This window comes from Ekhidna sp. ABH4_415 (genome assembly GCF_056161305.1).
On sequence record NZ_JBSWYW010000001.1, the window covers coordinates 511,551 to 528,036 of the forward strand.

Consider the following 16,486-nt stretch of genomic DNA (forward strand, 5'->3'; position numbering starts at 1 on the left):
TTCTACCTCCTCTGATATTCGCGCTGTACGCCTTACGTTGTGTCGGCTCCCATCCCGTCTAGATTGCGACACTAACCACTTCGATCAGCATTCCTTTGTCTAGGAGGGAGGGAAGCAAAATTAGCTAGTCACTCTGAACTTGTTTCAGAGTCTACAGAAAGGTTTAAGCATTCTATAACGTAGATGCTGAAATAAATTCAGCAAGACTGACTTAGGGAAGTTTCCTGCTCTTATTTTTGAGTCATCCTGAACTTGTTTATGGGTCTATACGCTTACAAAAGTGATCCACATTAACTTCGCTTCATGTTCAATCATAAGGCCATAGACCTACCAATAGTTGAAATCCTTGATGACGTAAAGGATCAACTTGCCAGTGACGCTACCCTCATTGTACATGCACCCCCTGGAGCTGGGAAAAGCACTTTACTCCCCCTTGCAATCTTTGAAGAAGCATGGCTGAAGGGGCAAAAGATCATCATGCTGGAACCAAGGCGCTTGGCAGCAAGGTCTGTTGCCATGCGGATGGCCGAATTGTTAGGCGAGAAAGTAGGGGAGACTGTAGGGTATCGCATTCGTTTTGAAACGAAAGTGAGCGACAAGACTAAAATTGAAGTAGTGACAGAAGGTATACTCACTCGAATGCTGCATGGAGATAACTCACTTGAAGGCATTGGATTGGTCATCTTTGATGAATTTCACGAACGTAGCATCCATGCGGATGTAGCATTGGCCCTTTGTCGGGAATCACAGCAGGTCTTGCGTCCGGACCTGAAAATATTGGTCATGTCAGCAACGCTCAATACACCTCAGCTAGCTGGTTTATTGAATACAAAAGTAGTAGAGAGTCAAGGCCGACAGTATCCTGTGGAGATTTTTCATGAGGGCGATCAGGATCAATACATGATCCCCGAGATGACGGCTAATACGATTATCAAAGCATCGAAAGCACATGAAGGCGACATCCTGGTGTTTCTGCCTGGACAAGGAGAGATCTCCAAATGTGCGGATATCCTTAAGCCTAAACTGCGGGGATGGGCCATTCATCCACTGTACGGACAACTTCCCTACAACAAACAAAAAGCTGCTATCCTACCGGACCGGGACGGTCGACGCAAAGTGGTGCTGGCCACCAACATTGCCGAGACCAGTTTGACCATCGAAGGCATCAAGATCGTGGTGGATACAGGCTTTGGGCGAACCATGAAATGGGATCCGAAATCAGGGTTGTCCCGACTAGAGACAGTGCAAATCTCCAAAGATTCTGCAGATCAGCGTGCAGGACGAGCCGGACGATTGAGTCCGGGCGTATGCTACCGCATGTGGTCCAATGCAACCGATGAACGATTACAAGAACACCGTACCCCCGAGATCTTGGAATCAGATCTGTCCGGACTGGCACTCGACCTGGCCAGCTGGGGAGTGATGGATCCAATGAGTTTGACGTGGCTATCGCCACCGCCAAGAGGCGCCTGGCAGGCAGCCGTTCAAACCCTTCACGAACTGGAAGCGCTGGAAAACGGACGCATCACAGAGCATGGCAAAGCCGTACATCGCCTCCCGTGCCACCCACGGCTTGCACACATGATGCTGATGGCGGAGGAAGAAGACCTGGTACCGTTGGCAGCAGACGTGGCGGCCCTACTGGAGGAGCGCGACCCGCTGGGCAAAGAAGCTGGGATTGACATCAACAACCGAATTGAAGCCTTGCGCACACACCGACGGGAAAACCGAAAGGGTGGTCGTTTCGATCGGATCGAGAAGATCGCGCAATCCTACCGGCAGCTGTTTAATGCGGAGGTGGATAATGATCATTTTGATCCGTATGAAACCGGATTGCTGATTACACATGCGTTCCCTGAGCGCATTGCACATAATCGACCAGGGAATAATGCGCAGTTTAAGCTGGCGAATGGACGCATTGCTATGGCCGGTCACCGTGATGATCTGGCGCATGAGCAGTGGCTGGCAATTGCCAATCTGGATGCAAGGGACGGCATGGGCAAGATCTTTATGGCCGCCCCACTCAATCCGAAAGATCTGGCTTCTCGCGTGAAAGAAGTGGAGGTGATCGAGTGGGACACAGAAGATGGAGGACTCAATGCCAGTAAAGACCTCCGGATCGGGAGCATTGTATTGAAATCAGTACCGCTTCCTGATCCGGACCCTTCACGATTGAAAGAAGCGATCGTTAATGCTATAAAGAAAGAAGGTAAGACGCTCTTAGATTGGAACGAGGAAGTAGAACAACTGCAGAACCGGGTTAAAAGCATTAATAAATGGCTGTCGGCCGATAATAGGCTGCCCTCCCAGGGCTGGCCGGACTACAGCACCGACACCTTACTGCTGACCAACGAAGAGTGGCTGGGACCATATCTGAACGATGTGAAGAAACCGCACGAGCTAAAGAAGATCAACCTGGTGGAGGTGTTGACCCACGCGATGGACTATGATCGGCAGCAAGAACTAAATAGACTGGCGCCTGCCCGCATGGAAGTACCCAGCGGCTCGGATATCAAGATCATGTACCGTGACAATGGCGAAGCACCAGTTCTGGCTGCACGCATTCAGGAGCTGTTTGGAATGGCTGAAACTCCGACTGTGAATGATGGTAAGCAGCCACTATTGATTCATTTACTTTCGCCGGGATTCAAACCTGTGCAGGTGACGTCTGATTTGAAAAACTTCTGGAACGAGACCTACTTCGAGGTGCGCAAAGACCTGAAGGGCCGCTACCCCAAGCACCACTGGCCCGATGATCCCTGGACCGCTGAAGCGGTGAGGGGTGTGAAGCGGAGGGGGAGTAAATAAATTTTTAAGTGTCATTCTGAGTGCAGCGAAGAATCTTCATCATTGTGAGATGCTTCGTTCCTCAGCATGACAGTACAGAAAGAAATAAGAAGCTGATTCAACACAATTAGCACTGAACATAAATCGAAGTGTCATCCTGAAACTGTACTTTCGATAGTCAGCGACGATAAAATGACCTATTCTAGAGCATTTATAGCTCAAAATCTGGTTAAATAATGAGCTATAAAAAGATATTTATGGCTCATTTTTGTTCAAACCGAACCTCTATTCCCTTGGGAGGGCAACCGCAGGAGACCGAGTCATGGGAATCTAATGCTGACTGAAGGTGATAGATCCCAAGTCTTACTCCTTCGTCGTTCGCAAGGGGATGATGGGAGATAGCACAGGATTAAAACTCTTCAAAAATCCTAAGGAGTCTGAGCCTGCCAGATCAATTTACCTTGGACCAGCACTAGGATGATCAACACTCAAATAATACCGGGTGCCTTTACGTTCCCCGGTTCGTTTGAGCGCTCCCATCTCTACCATTTTCTGCAAGTCTCGCGTGGTAGTTGAGGCGGTGGTGCCTGTGATTTTCATGTAGTTATCTGCACTTAGCCCGCCCTTAAATCCGTTGATGCCCTCTTCAAATATGCGCCCCACTACTTTCAACTGCCGGTCATTGAGCTTTGATTGAAAACGGCTATAGTATTTCCCTTTTTCGATCAGAAAGTCGATCATGCTTTGGGTGTGATCTTGAGCCTTGAGCACCATCTCACAGAAATACACCAGCCATTTGGTGATTTCCAGCCCCACACTATTCTCCTGCAAAGCCTGATAATAGGCCTTTTTCTCACGCTCAATCGTTGTGGAAATGGCGATAAGCGTCGGACGTTTCAAATGTTGGGACAAAGCCTTTTCAGAGATAGCCCGACCAATCCGTCCGTTCCCGTCCTCAAACGGGTGGATGCTTTCGAAATAGAGGTGAGCGATCCCAGCCCGGGTGAGTGGCTCGATAGACTCACTGTCGTTAAACCACTGCACAAACATCTCCATTTCCTTTAGCACTCGTGCAGAGGGCGGTGCTTCAAAATGCACTTTTGGTTTGTCGAATACACCGGATACGATTTGCATGGGATCTTCGTGGGTGCGATATCGTCCCATGTCTGTTAGGTCACGACGACCGTAGGTGATCATTTCGTTCCAGCTGCATAGCTGTTCATGTGTCAGTTGGCCCGCATAGGTTTTGTACAGGTCTATCATCATTTCCACAATGCCCTGTTCTGCCGGAGGAATTCTTTTTTTATCCGTTTTTAATCCAAAATGCTTTTGAATCGAGGATTGAAGGGAGTCTCGATTTAATAATTCACCCTCTATTTCAGACGTTTTGTAAGCTTCATCACTTATCAGGTTGACTTTTAATACATCATGATCGTCATCACTCACATGCTTCAGGCTTCCAGAAAGCACCCCTGATTTCTGTAGAAATTCTTTTTCATGTTCAGCCAGTTTTTCCTTTTCGTAGGTAAAATACGGCCAGTTTTTTTCTTCCCAATTCCAGCGCATGAGCTATATCCTGATCATTTATAGCTCAATATAAGTCAAATTATGAGCTATAAAAAATTATTTATAGCTCATTTTCGTTCAATCCAGACCCCTATTCCCTTGGGAGGGTCCGCCGGTGCCCGAGTCATGAGTATCTTAATGCTACTTGATAGTGAGAATCCCACGTCTCACTCCTTAGTCGTTCGCAAGGGGATAGAGCACGGATAAAATACTGCTATTAGAATTACGGTTTGTTCTGAACAAAGCAATTCCCCCTTTAGCAAAGAGGGGGGAAGACTGTGGGAGAGGAGGGGGATGTCTTAATGCACGCATAAAAGCACAAGCGGACGCTTGCACCAGAAAGAAGCCGTATACAAAATATTTAGCTCACCCTGAATTTGTTCCGTCGTGGAACAGTCAGGGTCTTCAAAATAGCTTCTCGCTTATGCTAACACCCTGCCTTGCCTTTTAACTTCAGCATCTTTCATGGCACCATACATCATTCCTAAAGTCATTCCAAGACCAGCACCAATCGATAAACCAATGCTAATTCCTAAAGTCATTCCAAGACCAGCACCAATCGATAAACCAATGCTAATTCCAATAGCACCAAAGGCTGTTCCGAATGTCAGGCCAATACCAGGGCCAAAAACCAACCCGTAGGCTAAACCAATACTGGTGTAATACCCTTCAGTAATTAATGAAAATTCATTTCTTAAGTAGGTGGAAAATTCGTTGAGCTTACCTTTCAGGTATTTCTTTTGATTATCCGTGTTGGCCGTTAAATCTAACCCTTCCAGGTGGCTTTCTATCGCATGGACTTGTTCGTCAGTCAATCCTCTCTTTTCTAAGCTGGAAAGTATTTGGGTAAACCCCTGATAGACTTTCAATTCAGATTTTTTATTTGTGTCTTCAATGAGGTTGCTGAAGAATGCTTGCGCTTCGCTTAATTTCATTTTAAAAATTTTCCAATGTTAAAAGTAACTGTAATGAAATTGGTTTAATTGTCAATTTTAGTAGACGGGCCGGGAGGTTGGTGCATGGGTCGGTTATCGGTTGTGAATGGTTGAGGTGTTACCTTGAACTAGGTGAAGCATCCATGTATTGGTTAGATGCTTCGTTCGCAGAAGGCTAGTCTCAGCATGACTTAAAATTTTATGTATTCCATTTAAAAGTGATTCCACCTTTGAACGGTCCGACGTTTCGGGAGGTGCGGTGGATTGCGGGGAGGATGGGGATGTTTACACAAAAAAAGATATAAACGGACGCTTGCGTTTTAAGAGGCACAAAAAAAGCCTGAATTATCATACATACAGGCTATAAAAAGTATTGTTGGGTACCCACATCTATTTTCTCCCCAGCATTGCTCCTATCGCACCTCCCGTGATACCCATCATAATCATAGAAACGAAAGGGTCTACAAGTGCAGATGTAAGGTTCATCATGTTGGAAGTACCAAACATGGTTAGGTTCATACCAAGTCCCAGGATAAGACCTAGAATTGCCCCGGCTTTTAATCCACCACTAAACGTGGTGATGTCCGCCCATTTGTCGAAAATATAGACCAGGAAATAGGCCTGGAAAAGATTCCCTACAATCAGTGCCCACCAGATCATATCATCTTCTGCGCGCATTACATTAGTCGCAGAGCCGGCATTGTCTGCGTAGAAATCCATCAATAAGAATCCGTAAAAGAGCCATCCCAATAGGAAAAATACGACAAATCCAACCAGGGTTGCCAATACTCGATTTTTAGCTGTCATAATTATTTAGGTTAGTGTTACTCTATAAAGCTACCAAATTTTGCGCATTATTCGACCGCCCTTACTTTGAGGAAGTACTTGTTCTTCACGACTGAAGATCCCGGAATAAACCCGAGATGGGGATTGCAAAAACATTTCCGCAACTTCGAGTGAGGCACGAGCGAAGCAGTCTCATTATTTGATACTCAGGAATGAGATTGTTTCTACTTCTGTCGTCGGATCACGATGATGGATGCATTTTTAATTTCTACATTTTATTGCTGATGGTTCATTCGATATCTAAGCCAGACCCCTATTCCCTTGGGAGTGCAACCGCAGGTGCCCGAGTCATGGGAATCCCAGTGCTATTGGTAGTGAGATCCTCAAGTCTCACTCCTCCGGCGTTCGCAAGGGGATGATGGGGGAGAGTGACGTGGGTAGGAGTGGGATTATAAAACCTCTCCCAACGCCTCGATGCAATGCTGATTTTCTTCAGGGCGACCGACGGAGATGCGGATGCAGTGAGCAATGGGGTCGTAGAGCGGACGTACGAGCACGCCACGCTTCATCAGCGCATCAAAGACGCTCATTACCTGGTCTCTGTCTTTCCAAACCGTCATGACGAAGTTGCCATAGGAGGGCACATATTTTACGCCTAGCCTGTCAAACTCCTTATAGAAGTACTTCAGTCCACTGGTGTTGTTATCGATGGTTTTTTTCAGGAAGTCATCGTCATTGAGTGCGCCCATGCCTGCTGCCTGTGCCAGTGCTGTAGGCTCAAAGGTGAGCTTGGCTTTTCCCATCGCCTCGATGATCTTTTCATTGCCCACACCAAAACCGAGTCGGATGCCGGCAATGCCATAGGCTTTGCTGAAGGTTCGCAGCGTCAGAATATTGGGGTAATCCATCTCAAGCGAGTTTGGGAAGTCCGGATCGAGTGCGGTGGAGTATTCGAAGTAGGCTTCATCCACGATTACCAGGATGTGGTCGGGGACGTGCTGCATGAAGTTGTCCAGCTCTGCTTTGGTGATGCCCGTGCCCGTGGGGTTGTTGCAGTTGGCCAGGTAGATGACCTTGGTGTTTCGGTTGATACGGCTTTTGATGGCCTCCAGATCAAACCCATACCCTTGCGTCATGGGCATGGCGACACAGCGCACATTGTTTATACGTGCCCAGTTGTAAATGATCACAAATCCTCCTTCGGAGGTCAGAAACTCATCTTCTCCGGTGCACAACGCACGGATGGCAAGCATCAGCACCGACTCGGATCCATTTCCCAGTACGATCTGTTTTTCGGGTTTGCCCAGTCTTTTGGAAAGTGCCTTTTTCAGGTCTACACTGGCCGGGTCGGGATAGTAGTTGATTGCATCGTACGCATCGATGACCGCCTGTTTGGATTTTGGTGAGTAACCGAGCGTGTTTTCATTGTTCCACAGGATAGCGACTCTGTCCCAGCCGTATTCTTCCCTGAGCTGTGGGATGGTTTTCCCGGGCTGGTAGCTTTTGATAGCGGCTATGTGATCAGGTATTAGGATGTTCATGTTTTTCTAGTATCTAGTCGTTAGTCGATAGTCCACAGTTTTTTCAACCCACGTCCCACGCTTCTTGCTTGCGGTAAACAACGCCTTTGAAAAGCCCTACCAATTCATCCCCTCGGGTAACACGCACAATATACTGTCCCAGACTTTTAGAAATGCTTTCTTTTTCAGCAGTGGCGATCAGTTCATCTCCCTCGATAATGGGTTTGATGTGGTTGATCGATGTTTCAATGGAAACGGCTTTTTGTCCGTGGGAGTTCGACGCAAATGCAAAAGCTGAATCAGCTAGCGAAAAAGAGATGCCTCCGTGCGCGACGCGGTGACCATTGAGCATTTCTTCCCGCACCGTCATTTTGATTTTGGCATAGCCTTCCCTTACCTCGAGCACGTCTACCCCCAGCCACTGACTGAAGGAGTCATTGGCCATCATCTCGGCGACTATTTTTTCTGCGGTTGTCATTGCTTGTATATACATCGACAGGCTCAGTATGACAAACGTTTTGTAGTTGTCACCCTGAGTTTATCGAGGGGGTCAATAAAACGTTTTTCCTTCCTTTTTCATTCTTCTCAACAACGGGCTGCATCTATACCGATCTTCCCGATACTCATCGTACAAGGCATCCATCTTTTCTACACACCAGTTTATGCCTTTTTCATCGGCCCATTTGAGTAATCCTTTTGGATAGTTCACCCCTTTAGTCATGGCCGTATCAATGTCTTCCCGGCTTGCGATATTCAGGAACAAAGCGTCTGCTGCTTCATTGATGAGCATTGCAAGGGTGCGGTCAAGGATCTGCTGGCCTAGTTTCTTGTCTTTGTTCGGTTCCGGTTTCTCAGTGTCTTCGGAATAATCGTAATAGCCTCTACCGGACTTTCTGCCAAGAAAGCCGGCTTCAGACATGCGTTTCTGCGTAAAGGATGGCTTGTATCGCGGATCGTAGAAGAACGATGCAAAAACCGTTTCCGTCACCGTATAGTTGATATCGTTTCCGATGAAATCCATCAACTCAAACGGCCCCATTCGGAAGCCGCCCAGCTCTTTCATCGCCCAGTCGATAGTAGCAAAACCTGCCTGTCCGGCAGGCAGGTCTGTAAAACCTTCTTCATACATTCGAAGTGCTTCGCCGTAGAACGGTCGAGCCACCCGATTTACAATAAAGCCTGGTGTATCTTTAGCTAGTACTGTTAATTTCTTCCAGCTATCGATCCAGTCTTTGGCTTGCTTGGTGGTTTCTTCTGCGGTCTGAACCGCAGGAATAATCTCCACCAATGGCATCAATGGGGCAGGGTTGAAGAAGTGTATGCCAACAAATCGGGAAGGATCTTTCAATGACGCACCAATAGAAGCCAGTGAAAGGGAAGAAGTGTTGGAAGCAATGATGGTGTCTTCTCGTACAATCTCTTCCACGACTTTAAATACCTTTTGCTTGATCTCCAGGTTCTCCACGATCGCCTCAATCACCAAATCCGAGTTTTCGAAGTACTGCTGGTCTTCGGTGAAGTCGATCCTTCCGAGGATCTTGTCAGCCGTTTCCTGATTGATCTTTTCTTTTTTCACCAGTCGGTTCATCACCTTCACGAGGCTGGCAGATGATTTCTCGAGGATGTCACTGTTGGTGTCATTGATCACCACATCCCATCCGGCGGTGGCGGCTACCTGCGCTATGCCGGTTCCCATGGTTCCGGCTCCTATCACACTTAATTTTGGCATTACTCTCCTTTAAATTCTGGTTTGCGTTTCTCGATGAAGGCCTGAACGCCTTCTTTGTAATCATGTGTTTCGGTGGCTTTAAACTGCCACTCTTTTTCCATTTCAAGCTGCTGATTCAGGTTGTTGGTAAACGATTGATTCAGCAAATGCTTGGTGTATGCCAGCCCTTTGGTTGGCATATTGGCTAGTTTCTGAGAGATCTTCTCAGCTTCTTCAGCGAAAGAACCATCACTGAATACTTTGTAGATCATGCCCATCTGCTCTGCTTCTGTTGCGGACACTTTATCACCTAACATCATCAAAGCGGATGCTTTTCCGAATCCAATGATTCTTGGAAGCGTGAATGTCCCACCACTGTCCGGTACCAATCCTATTTTGCTGAATGCCTGAATAAATGCGGAAGATTCAGTAGCCACGCACACATCACAAGCCAAAGCGATATTGGCTCCTGCTCCAGCTGCGACTCCATTTACTGCAGCGATGATTGGCTTTTCAATGCTTCTTATCTGTCGGATGATTGGGTTGTAGTGCTCATCCACGATCTGCTCAATCTCCAGTCCATTGTCTGCAATGGCTTCCTGCAGGTCTTGCCCGGCACAAAAAGCTTTGCCGTTTCCGGTGAGCATTATGGCTCGTACGGAATCATCCTTAGCGAAATCATCTAGCGCTTTTTGTACTGCTAATGCAAGCTCTTTATTGAAGCTGTTGAAGACATCCGGTCGGTTGAAGGTCAGGATACCGAGTTTATCCTTTTTAGTTATTTCTAGGGTGTCTGACATGTGGTTAATGTTTGGATTGCGAAGTTAAAATATTTACGGATCTATTCCCCTCCTAGGAGGGGCCAGGGGTGGGTTTTGAAGTGATTTATTCAAAATGAGGTTTTAATAGACCCACCTCATACTCCTCCCAAGAGGAGATTTGTCGTTTCATTTTGAATAAATCAGTGACACTTAAAATAATCAAACGGCTCGAGGCAATCTTTGCATTTGAATAGGGACTTGCAGGCGGTGGATCCGAATTCACTGACGAGCTCGGTGTTTTTAGAGCCACATTGTGGACACTCAATATCTTCCGGATTAGTGGGATTCGGAGGAGCAATACCGTATTCTTTAAGCTTTTTCTTGCCTTCTTCGGTCATCCACTCGGTGGTCCAGGCAGGGGAGAGGACGGTTGTGATCTTGAAATGATCGATACCTTCTTTTTTCAGGGCATTGTGGATGTTTTTTTCGATTTCCAGCATGGCAGGACAGCCGGAATAAGTGGGAGTGATGATCACTTCAACAAAATCATTTGTGATGAGTACCTCACGGATGATGCCAAGGTCACGCACCGAAATCACCGGAATCTCCGGGTCGGTTACCTTTTCGAGGATGTGATAAATCGTCGACTCGTTAATTGTTTGATTGGTATCTTTTCTTTCTGGGATCATTACCTAATTAACTATTTAACCAATCAACTAGTTTTCATGTTACCACTCCTGCCCCGGATAGGCTCTTTGCAAAAACTGTAAATCCGAAAGAATGTATCCCAGGTGTTCGGTATGTGTGCCGTCTTTACCGCCTTTATGAGTGTATGTACTTTCAGGAACATCCAAAGTAGCTTCAGTAAGTACTTCGCGGATTTGAGCATCTCTTTTTTCTTTCAATACAGCTAAATCAATGCCATATCCATCTTCTAGTGCCTTTTGTTCGGTCTCATTAGGTAACGTAAGCTCTCCGGAGTAGGACCACAGCTCCTCAATAGCAGCTGTCATTCGTTTGTGGCTCTCTTCTGTGCCGTCCCCCAGTCGGATCACCCAGTCGCTACTCCACTTGACGTGATACAGGGCCTCTTTATGTGATTTTGCAGCAATGGCAGCAAGCTGCTCATCATTACTATCCATCAACATTTCGTAGAAATGAACACTGAATGTGTCATACAGAAACTGGCGAAAGATGGTCTGCGCAAAATCTCCATTCGGTTGTTCTACAAGAAGGACGTTTCGATAATCCCATGCATCACGAAATGCGACAATCTCATCTTCAGACTTTCCTTCACCCTGGATTTCAGCTGCGTATTGATACCACATGCGACATTGTCCAATCAGATCAAGACTGATGTTGGTCATCGCAATGTCCTGCTCCAGAATGGGGCCATGACCGCACCATTCCGCTAAACGCTGACCAAGGATGAGGCAGTTGTCTGCATGCTGCAGGGTATAATTGAACAAGTTTTGGTCTTTCATTCTTTTGAGTCCAAAGTCAACAGTCAACAGTCAACAGAATTTCAGCTAAGCTAGCTCTGTGTTCTAAGTAACTGTTGACCAAAAATTTACATATGCTTTACTTCGTCTGGCAAGTCATAAAATGTTGGATGCCTATACACCTTATCCTTTGCCGGTTCGTATAATGGATCTGAATCATCTGGGTCAGAGGCAGTGATGTGCTCGGATTTCACGACCCAAATACTTACTCCTTCATTTCGCCGAGTATACACATCTCTGGCATTCTGAATTGCCATTTCCTCATCTGCAGCGTGGAGACTACCTACATGTTTGTGGTTAAGTCCAGCCTTGCTTCTAATAAATATTTCCCAAAGGGGCCAGTTTTTCATATTTCTTTATTTGTAATACTGAACTTGGTTCAGGATCTTTCATAACTTCATAGTAGATGCTGAAATAAATTCAGCATGACACTGTATTAAGCAGCCGCTTGTTTTCTTTTTACCTTCTTTTCTGCGTGTGCCGCAGCAGCTTCTCGTACCCATGCGCCGTTATCGTAGGCATTTCTTCGGGCATCAACACGCTGCTTGTTGCATGGCCCATTTCCTTTAATGACATTGAAAAATTCTTCCCAATCAATCTCACCAAAATCATAGTGGCCTCTTTCTTCGTTCCATTTCAAATCAGGATCTGGAATCGTAATGCCCAATAAATCTGCCTGAGGTTTAGATACGTCAACAAACTTCTGACGCAACTCATCATTGGTAAATCGCTTGATGCCCCATCGCATCGATTGTTCTGTGTGGGTTGAGTCTTTATCCTGAGGACCAAACATCATCAATGCCGGCCACCACCATCTGTTCAGCGCATCTTGGGCCATTTTCTTTTGTTCTTCAGAGCCTCTGCAGAGAGTGAGCATGATTTCAAATCCCTGACGCTGGTGGAAAGACTCTTCTTTACATACTCTCACCATAGCGCGTGCGTATGGACCATAAGAAGCTCTGCAAAGCGGTACCTGGTTCATAATTGCTGCACCGTCAACCAGCCAGCCAATCGCACCCATGTCTGCCCATGTAAGTGTTGGGTAATTGAAGATGGATGAATATTTTGCTTTTCCTGAGTGAAGATCCTGAAGCAGCTGATCTCTTTCCACACCAAGTGTTTCGCAAGCGCTGTATAAATAAAGACCATGCCCGGCCTCATCCTGTACTTTGGCTAATGCAGCTGCTTTCCTTCTCAAGGTAGGAGCCCTGGTTATCCAATTGGCTTCAGGTAGCATGCCTACAATTTCAGAGTGTGCGTGCTGAGAAATCTGACGGATCAATGTCTTTCGATAATTCTCCGGCATCCAATCTTTTGGCTCAATTCGGATGTCTTTGTCAATCTTCTCGTTAAACCGATCTTCTAAACTCTTTATATCCATCTTCTAATCCTTTGTTTCAAAGTTACCAAATTCACATCTTATAAAAACAACTTCTGTTGTGTGATTTAGTTCACCCGTATTATCTCATTGGAGCAATTATTGTTTCAACAATAGTTCTTAACTCAATTGGTTATCGTTGTATAATATTTTTCACCTAACCCTTTATTTATGCGAACCGTGATTTTTGTTCTTCCATTTATATATTCTGTAATTACCTATTCCCAGGTAGCTCAAGTCTCCAATGATTACCCCAAACGTGGAGAAGAAATAATCATCAAATATGTACCGGATACCTCGAGTTTCTTTGATTTATCGGATGAGTTATACATTCAGGCATCTCTGTACAAAGAGGATTTTAGTAAGGAATACCTAAGAAAAAGGATGGTGAAAGTTGCCGACGGGTTTGAGTATCGTTTGATTATTGATTCACTCGCATCTTATTATTCTATTAGTTTTTTTAATCCGGATAGGTATGACAGGAAGGTAGGCCTTGACGTTATTCCAAAAGATAATCGTGGGCGTGTATTTAAAAACTCCTTCATGGGTGTAGCTTATTCGGATTCTAAAGCCGCGGAAAAGGAGCGCAAACTATTTCCATACAATTACGCAGTAGACGTTCCCAGGTGGAGAAGCCTTGCACGTCATAAGAATCAAGATTCTGTGCAACAAGTAATTCGTGGTGAGATCAATTTGATTCAAGAAAAGATTAAGTTTTTTTCTGAAAATACTAATATCAATTTAAGCGATGAGTCTGGGATTTATGCGCTTGTCATGGGGAATGTAATTCTAAAAGATTTTGACGAGGCATTTAAATATTTCGATCTTTTGCTGAAGAAACACCCACAATCAAATTTGATAGAAGAAGCCCATACACTATTTAGCTATTATCTTTTCTCATACTCTCAGGAAGATCCTCGTTTTGAGCAAAGATCAAAGGAGTTTCTCAGGGATCACCCGACCTCTGCGATTGGAAAACGAGTGATATGGCAATTGGATGATAGTGAAGAGAGCAAGGAAATTATACGCAAGTCAACGAAGTATTGGATGGAAAAAGAACCCAACGAGGTAATACATTATTTCATGCATGCTAAGTCTTTGGATGATAAGGATCAGAAAAGAAAATATTTGAGTAAAGCCTTAAATAAACTTTTTGATGAAGATTTAAGTGTTACGCACTACTACTCCTGGAAACATGCAATTCCTCGTCATTTGCCTCGAATTATGGAAGGTTTTGTTGAGGCTGAAAGCTATGTAGAGGTACTAGCGTTAGCAGCCTTGCTTGAGGCAAACACAACTAAGATAGGAGCCAAAATTCACGAAATGAAAGGACAAGCATATCAATCATTACATGATTATCAAAGTGCTTTTGAGTCGTATTTAGAGGCAGAGTCTAAGGGTGCTGAATTTGCTAGTGATTCGGCCAAGGCTATTTTTAGCTATTTAAATAAGGATGATGATTATGAATCATTCAGAGAGGAGACGAAACGTCGCATGTTTTATGAGGCAGATGTTGATCCTGCCCCGGAGTTTTCGGCGGAAGATATTTATGGGAATAAGTATTCCCTAGCTGGTTTAAAAGGTAAGGCAGTTGTTATAAACTTTTGGTTTATTGGATGTGCCCCTTGCATTGTTGAAATGCCCGGTTTAAATGAGCTTGTTGAGATGTATGAAGGTAGAGATGTCGTATTCTTAGCATTTGCACTTGATAGCCAAGCGAGTCTAGAGAGGTTTTTGGTAACGAAGGAATTTAAATACAATATAATTGCCTCTTCTCGTGAAATCGCAAACATGTTTGAGGTATCAGGTTACCCCACCCATGTCATTCTTGATAAAAAAGGAAATGTAAGATCTGTGCTTTCAGGAGGATCTAAAAAACGTCACGAAGATTTAATTCCATCAATTGATGCTGTTCTGGCCTATTGATCAAACATCAAAATTCAATTTCACCTTGTCCGTCTTAGGGTATGATTGGCAGCTTAAAACAAGTCCTCTTTCAAGTTCATCAGGTTCAAGTGCATAGTTGACATCCATTTCCACCTCGCCCTCTTCTACTTTACATACACAAGTAGAGCAAACCCCTCCTTTGCATGCATAAGGCAGGTCAGCGCCATTATCAAAGGCTACATCCAAAATGGACTTATCTGAATCGTATGGAAAGGTTAGACTGTTGCCATCAAGTACTACTGTAATTTCAGCATGAGCCTTCTCGTGCTTTATTTCTTTTTCTTTTCCGCCCAGTTTACCAACAGGTGAAGTGAAGAGCTCCAGGTGGATGCGATCCTCAGGGACACCCAAGTTTTTGAGCTCACTCTGCACGCTCAACATCATTTCTTCAGGGCCACATGTGAAGTAGTGATCTACCGCCTCAGGGTCAAAGAAAAGTCGGGCGTATGATTGGATTTTTTCAGCATCGATTCTTCCATTGAACAGGTCAGATTCTTGTCGCTCTTTACTCAATACGTGATATAGGCTAAACCGACCCATGTATCGATTCTTCAGTGCCTCCAGTTCTTCCTGAAAGATAATAGAGCCCGTTCTTCTGTTTCCATAGAAAAGCGTGAACTCACTCTCAGGCTCTGTCCGCAAGGTTGTTTCAATGATCGACATGATCGGGGTTATACCACTACCACTTGCAAAGGCCACATACGAATTAGCGTTTGCAGGATCCAATGTTACATAGAAGTGACCGTGTGGAGGGTTTACTTCTATTTCATCTCCGACCTTTAACATCTCATTAGCCCAGGTAGAAAATTTCCCACCGGCTAATTTTTTGATTGCTACCGTTAGTCTTTCATCAATTGGGCATGAGCAAATGGAGTATGACCTTCTGGTATCTTCTCCATCAATTTCTTTTTTCAGAGTAAGATGTTGGCCTTGCGTAAATGTAAACTCCTCTCTTAAATCTTCGGGGATTTCAAAAGTCACCGCTACTGAATCTTCAGTGGGTCTGGTAAGCGCTGCGACTTTAAGGGTGTGAAATTTTGCCATGTTGAATTTTTGAGTGAGGCAAAACTAAACATCAAAGAGTTTTTAAGATTGTTTCACACCAAGCTTCTCTCTGATTTTTGTCACCTTCTCTTCGATCTTTTCCTCAATGGGGTGACTGAGAAGGTAAAACTTTTCTCCATTATCCAGTTTTAGATAGGCCCGATATTCATGGTTAGTTACTATGTTCTGTCTGTTTGACAAAGAATACATCGTTTGCTTTGTCTTAACGCGATTAATAAAAATCTTTTCTATCGATTCATATTTTATCGGTTTTCCAAACTTGTGTCCCATGGTCCAAATCCCATCAAATATGGTTTTCTTTTCTTCATTGATGATGATGACATATGAGGCGAACCAAATTCCGGGAAGGACAGAAGCTATCGCCATAGCAATAAAAATCGACCAGGGTTCAGGAAGGGCATCCATCAGAGAAATAGTAATGACAACCATGATTATTGCAGAGATCAATCTGATGGGTAGATTCACTACTTTTCCTTTATTTATTCGAACAATCTTCATTTATAGTCTAAAGTAGCAAACTATTTTCGCACT

15 protein-coding genes are annotated in these 16,486 nt (G+C 44.8%); 2 read left to right on the forward strand and 13 right to left on the reverse strand.

Features of this window, described 5'->3' with window-relative positions; translation table 11 throughout:
• Positions 1 to 303 precede the first annotated feature (303 nt).
• Positions 304 to 2,808 carry an ATP-dependent helicase HrpB gene (gene hrpB / locus ACXAH9_RS02285; protein WP_474893267.1) on the forward strand — a complete coding sequence of 835 codons (2,505 nt, stop codon included), beginning with the start codon at positions 304 to 306 and terminating at the stop codon, positions 2,806 to 2,808.
• A gap of 435 nt (positions 2,809 to 3,243) precedes the next feature.
• On the opposite strand, the gene ACXAH9_RS02290 is transcribed toward hrpB, so the two are convergent.
• The 11 genes from ACXAH9_RS02290 to paaA all read right to left on the reverse strand — a co-directional run bounded on the left by ACXAH9_RS02290 (position 3,244) and on the right by paaA (position 12,946).
• On the reverse strand, positions 3,244 to 4,353 hold the full coding sequence (locus ACXAH9_RS02290; RefSeq protein WP_474893268.1) for a Fic family protein: 1,110 nt from the start codon (positions 4,351 to 4,353) through the stop codon (positions 3,244 to 3,246).
• Positions 4,354 to 4,775: 422 nt separating this feature from the next.
• A complete protein-coding gene (locus ACXAH9_RS02295; RefSeq protein ID WP_474893269.1) occupies positions 4,776 to 5,288 on the reverse strand; it encodes a hypothetical protein in 513 nt (170 codons plus the stop codon).
• A gap of 390 nt (positions 5,289 to 5,678) precedes the next feature.
• On the reverse strand, positions 5,679 to 6,095 hold the full coding sequence (locus ACXAH9_RS02300; protein ID WP_474893270.1) for a DUF1761 domain-containing protein: 417 nt from the start codon (positions 6,093 to 6,095) through the stop codon (positions 5,679 to 5,681).
• A gap of 428 nt (positions 6,096 to 6,523) precedes the next feature.
• Entirely contained in the window at positions 6,524 to 7,615 is a 1,092-nt protein-coding gene (gene hisC, locus ACXAH9_RS02305) for a histidinol-phosphate transaminase (protein ID WP_474893271.1), read from the reverse strand.
• A 43-nt stretch (positions 7,616 to 7,658) separates the two neighbouring features.
• Positions 7,659 to 8,072 (reverse strand): hydroxyphenylacetyl-CoA thioesterase PaaI, encoded by a 414-nt coding sequence (paaI, locus tag ACXAH9_RS02310; RefSeq protein ID WP_474893272.1) that lies wholly within the window; start codon positions 8,070 to 8,072, stop codon positions 7,659 to 7,661.
• 72 nt (positions 8,073 to 8,144) lie between these two features.
• Positions 8,145 to 9,323: a 3-hydroxyacyl-CoA dehydrogenase NAD-binding domain-containing protein gene (locus ACXAH9_RS02315; protein WP_474893273.1), complete on the reverse strand. Its 1,179-nt coding sequence runs from the start codon at positions 9,321 to 9,323 to the stop codon at positions 8,145 to 8,147.
• Positions 9,323 to 10,102, reverse strand: a complete 780-nt coding sequence (locus tag ACXAH9_RS02320; RefSeq protein WP_474893274.1) for an enoyl-CoA hydratase-related protein — start codon at positions 10,100 to 10,102, stop codon at positions 9,323 to 9,325. Before ACXAH9_RS02320 ends, ACXAH9_RS02315 begins: the two co-directional genes overlap by 1 nt.
• Before the next feature lie 161 nt (positions 10,103 to 10,263).
• Positions 10,264 to 10,752 (reverse strand): 1,2-phenylacetyl-CoA epoxidase subunit PaaD, encoded by a 489-nt coding sequence (gene paaD / locus ACXAH9_RS02325; protein WP_474893275.1) that lies wholly within the window; start codon positions 10,750 to 10,752, stop codon positions 10,264 to 10,266.
• A 39-nt stretch (positions 10,753 to 10,791) separates the two neighbouring features.
• The gene (gene paaC, locus ACXAH9_RS02330) at positions 10,792 to 11,547 is read right to left on the reverse strand and encodes a 1,2-phenylacetyl-CoA epoxidase subunit PaaC (RefSeq protein WP_474893276.1); all 756 of its coding nucleotides are present in this window, start codon (positions 11,545 to 11,547) and stop codon (positions 10,792 to 10,794) included.
• Between the two features lie 86 nt (positions 11,548 to 11,633).
• A complete protein-coding gene (gene paaB, locus ACXAH9_RS02335) occupies positions 11,634 to 11,915 on the reverse strand; it encodes a 1,2-phenylacetyl-CoA epoxidase subunit PaaB (protein WP_370089205.1) in 282 nt (93 codons plus the stop codon).
• Between the two features lie 86 nt (positions 11,916 to 12,001).
• Positions 12,002 to 12,946: a 1,2-phenylacetyl-CoA epoxidase subunit PaaA gene (paaA, locus tag ACXAH9_RS02340; RefSeq protein WP_474893277.1), complete on the reverse strand. Its 945-nt coding sequence runs from the start codon at positions 12,944 to 12,946 to the stop codon at positions 12,002 to 12,004.
• A 168-nt stretch (positions 12,947 to 13,114) separates the two neighbouring features.
• On the opposite strand from paaA, the gene ACXAH9_RS02345 reads away from it, so the two are divergent.
• Positions 13,115 to 14,869, forward strand: coding sequence for a TlpA family protein disulfide reductase (locus ACXAH9_RS02345; protein ID WP_474893278.1), 1,755 nt, complete (start codon positions 13,115 to 13,117; stop codon positions 14,867 to 14,869).
• On the opposite strand, the gene paaE is transcribed toward ACXAH9_RS02345, so the two are convergent.
• Positions 14,870 to 15,934 (reverse strand): 1,2-phenylacetyl-CoA epoxidase subunit PaaE, encoded by a 1,065-nt coding sequence (gene paaE, locus ACXAH9_RS02350; protein ID WP_474893279.1) that lies wholly within the window; start codon positions 15,932 to 15,934, stop codon positions 14,870 to 14,872.
• 42 nt (positions 15,935 to 15,976) lie between these two features.
• A complete protein-coding gene (locus tag ACXAH9_RS02355; RefSeq protein WP_474893280.1) occupies positions 15,977 to 16,453 on the reverse strand; it encodes a hypothetical protein in 477 nt (158 codons plus the stop codon).
• Positions 16,454 to 16,486 lie beyond the last annotated feature (33 nt).

Bases quoted from the DNA above. Each gene is read 5' to 3' on its own strand.
- hrpB (WP_474893267.1), top strand. From the start codon at position 304: ATGTTCAATCATAAGGCCATAGACCTACCAATAGTTGAAATCCTTGAT.
- ACXAH9_RS02290 (WP_474893268.1), bottom strand. From the start codon at position 4,353: ATGCGCTGGAATTGGGAAGAAAAAAACTGGCCGTATTTTACCTACGAA.
- ACXAH9_RS02295 (WP_474893269.1), bottom strand. From the start codon at position 5,288: ATGAAATTAAGCGAAGCGCAAGCATTCTTCAGCAACCTCATTGAAGAC.
- ACXAH9_RS02300 (WP_474893270.1), bottom strand. From the start codon at position 6,095: ATGACAGCTAAAAATCGAGTATTGGCAACCCTGGTTGGATTTGTCGTA.
- hisC (WP_474893271.1), bottom strand. From the start codon at position 7,615: ATGAACATCCTAATACCTGATCACATAGCCGCTATCAAAAGCTACCAG.
- paaI (WP_474893272.1), bottom strand. From the start codon at position 8,072: ATGACAACCGCAGAAAAAATAGTCGCCGAGATGATGGCCAATGACTCC.
- ACXAH9_RS02315 (WP_474893273.1), bottom strand. From the start codon at position 9,323: ATGCCAAAATTAAGTGTGATAGGAGCCGGAACCATGGGAACCGGCATA.
- ACXAH9_RS02320 (WP_474893274.1), bottom strand. From the start codon at position 10,102: ATGTCAGACACCCTAGAAATAACTAAAAAGGATAAACTCGGTATCCTG.
- paaD (WP_474893275.1), bottom strand. From the start codon at position 10,752: ATGATCCCAGAAAGAAAAGATACCAATCAAACAATTAACGAGTCGACG.
- paaC (WP_474893276.1), bottom strand. From the start codon at position 11,547: ATGAAAGACCAAAACTTGTTCAATTATACCCTGCAGCATGCAGACAAC.
- paaB (WP_370089205.1), bottom strand. From the start codon at position 11,915: ATGAAAAACTGGCCCCTTTGGGAAATATTTATTAGAAGCAAGGCTGGA.
- paaA (WP_474893277.1), bottom strand. From the start codon at position 12,946: ATGGATATAAAGAGTTTAGAAGATCGGTTTAACGAGAAGATTGACAAA.
- ACXAH9_RS02345 (WP_474893278.1), top strand. From the start codon at position 13,115: ATGCGAACCGTGATTTTTGTTCTTCCATTTATATATTCTGTAATTACC.
- paaE (WP_474893279.1), bottom strand. From the start codon at position 15,934: ATGGCAAAATTTCACACCCTTAAAGTCGCAGCGCTTACCAGACCCACT.
- ACXAH9_RS02355 (WP_474893280.1), bottom strand. From the start codon at position 16,453: ATGAAGATTGTTCGAATAAATAAAGGAAAAGTAGTGAATCTACCCATC.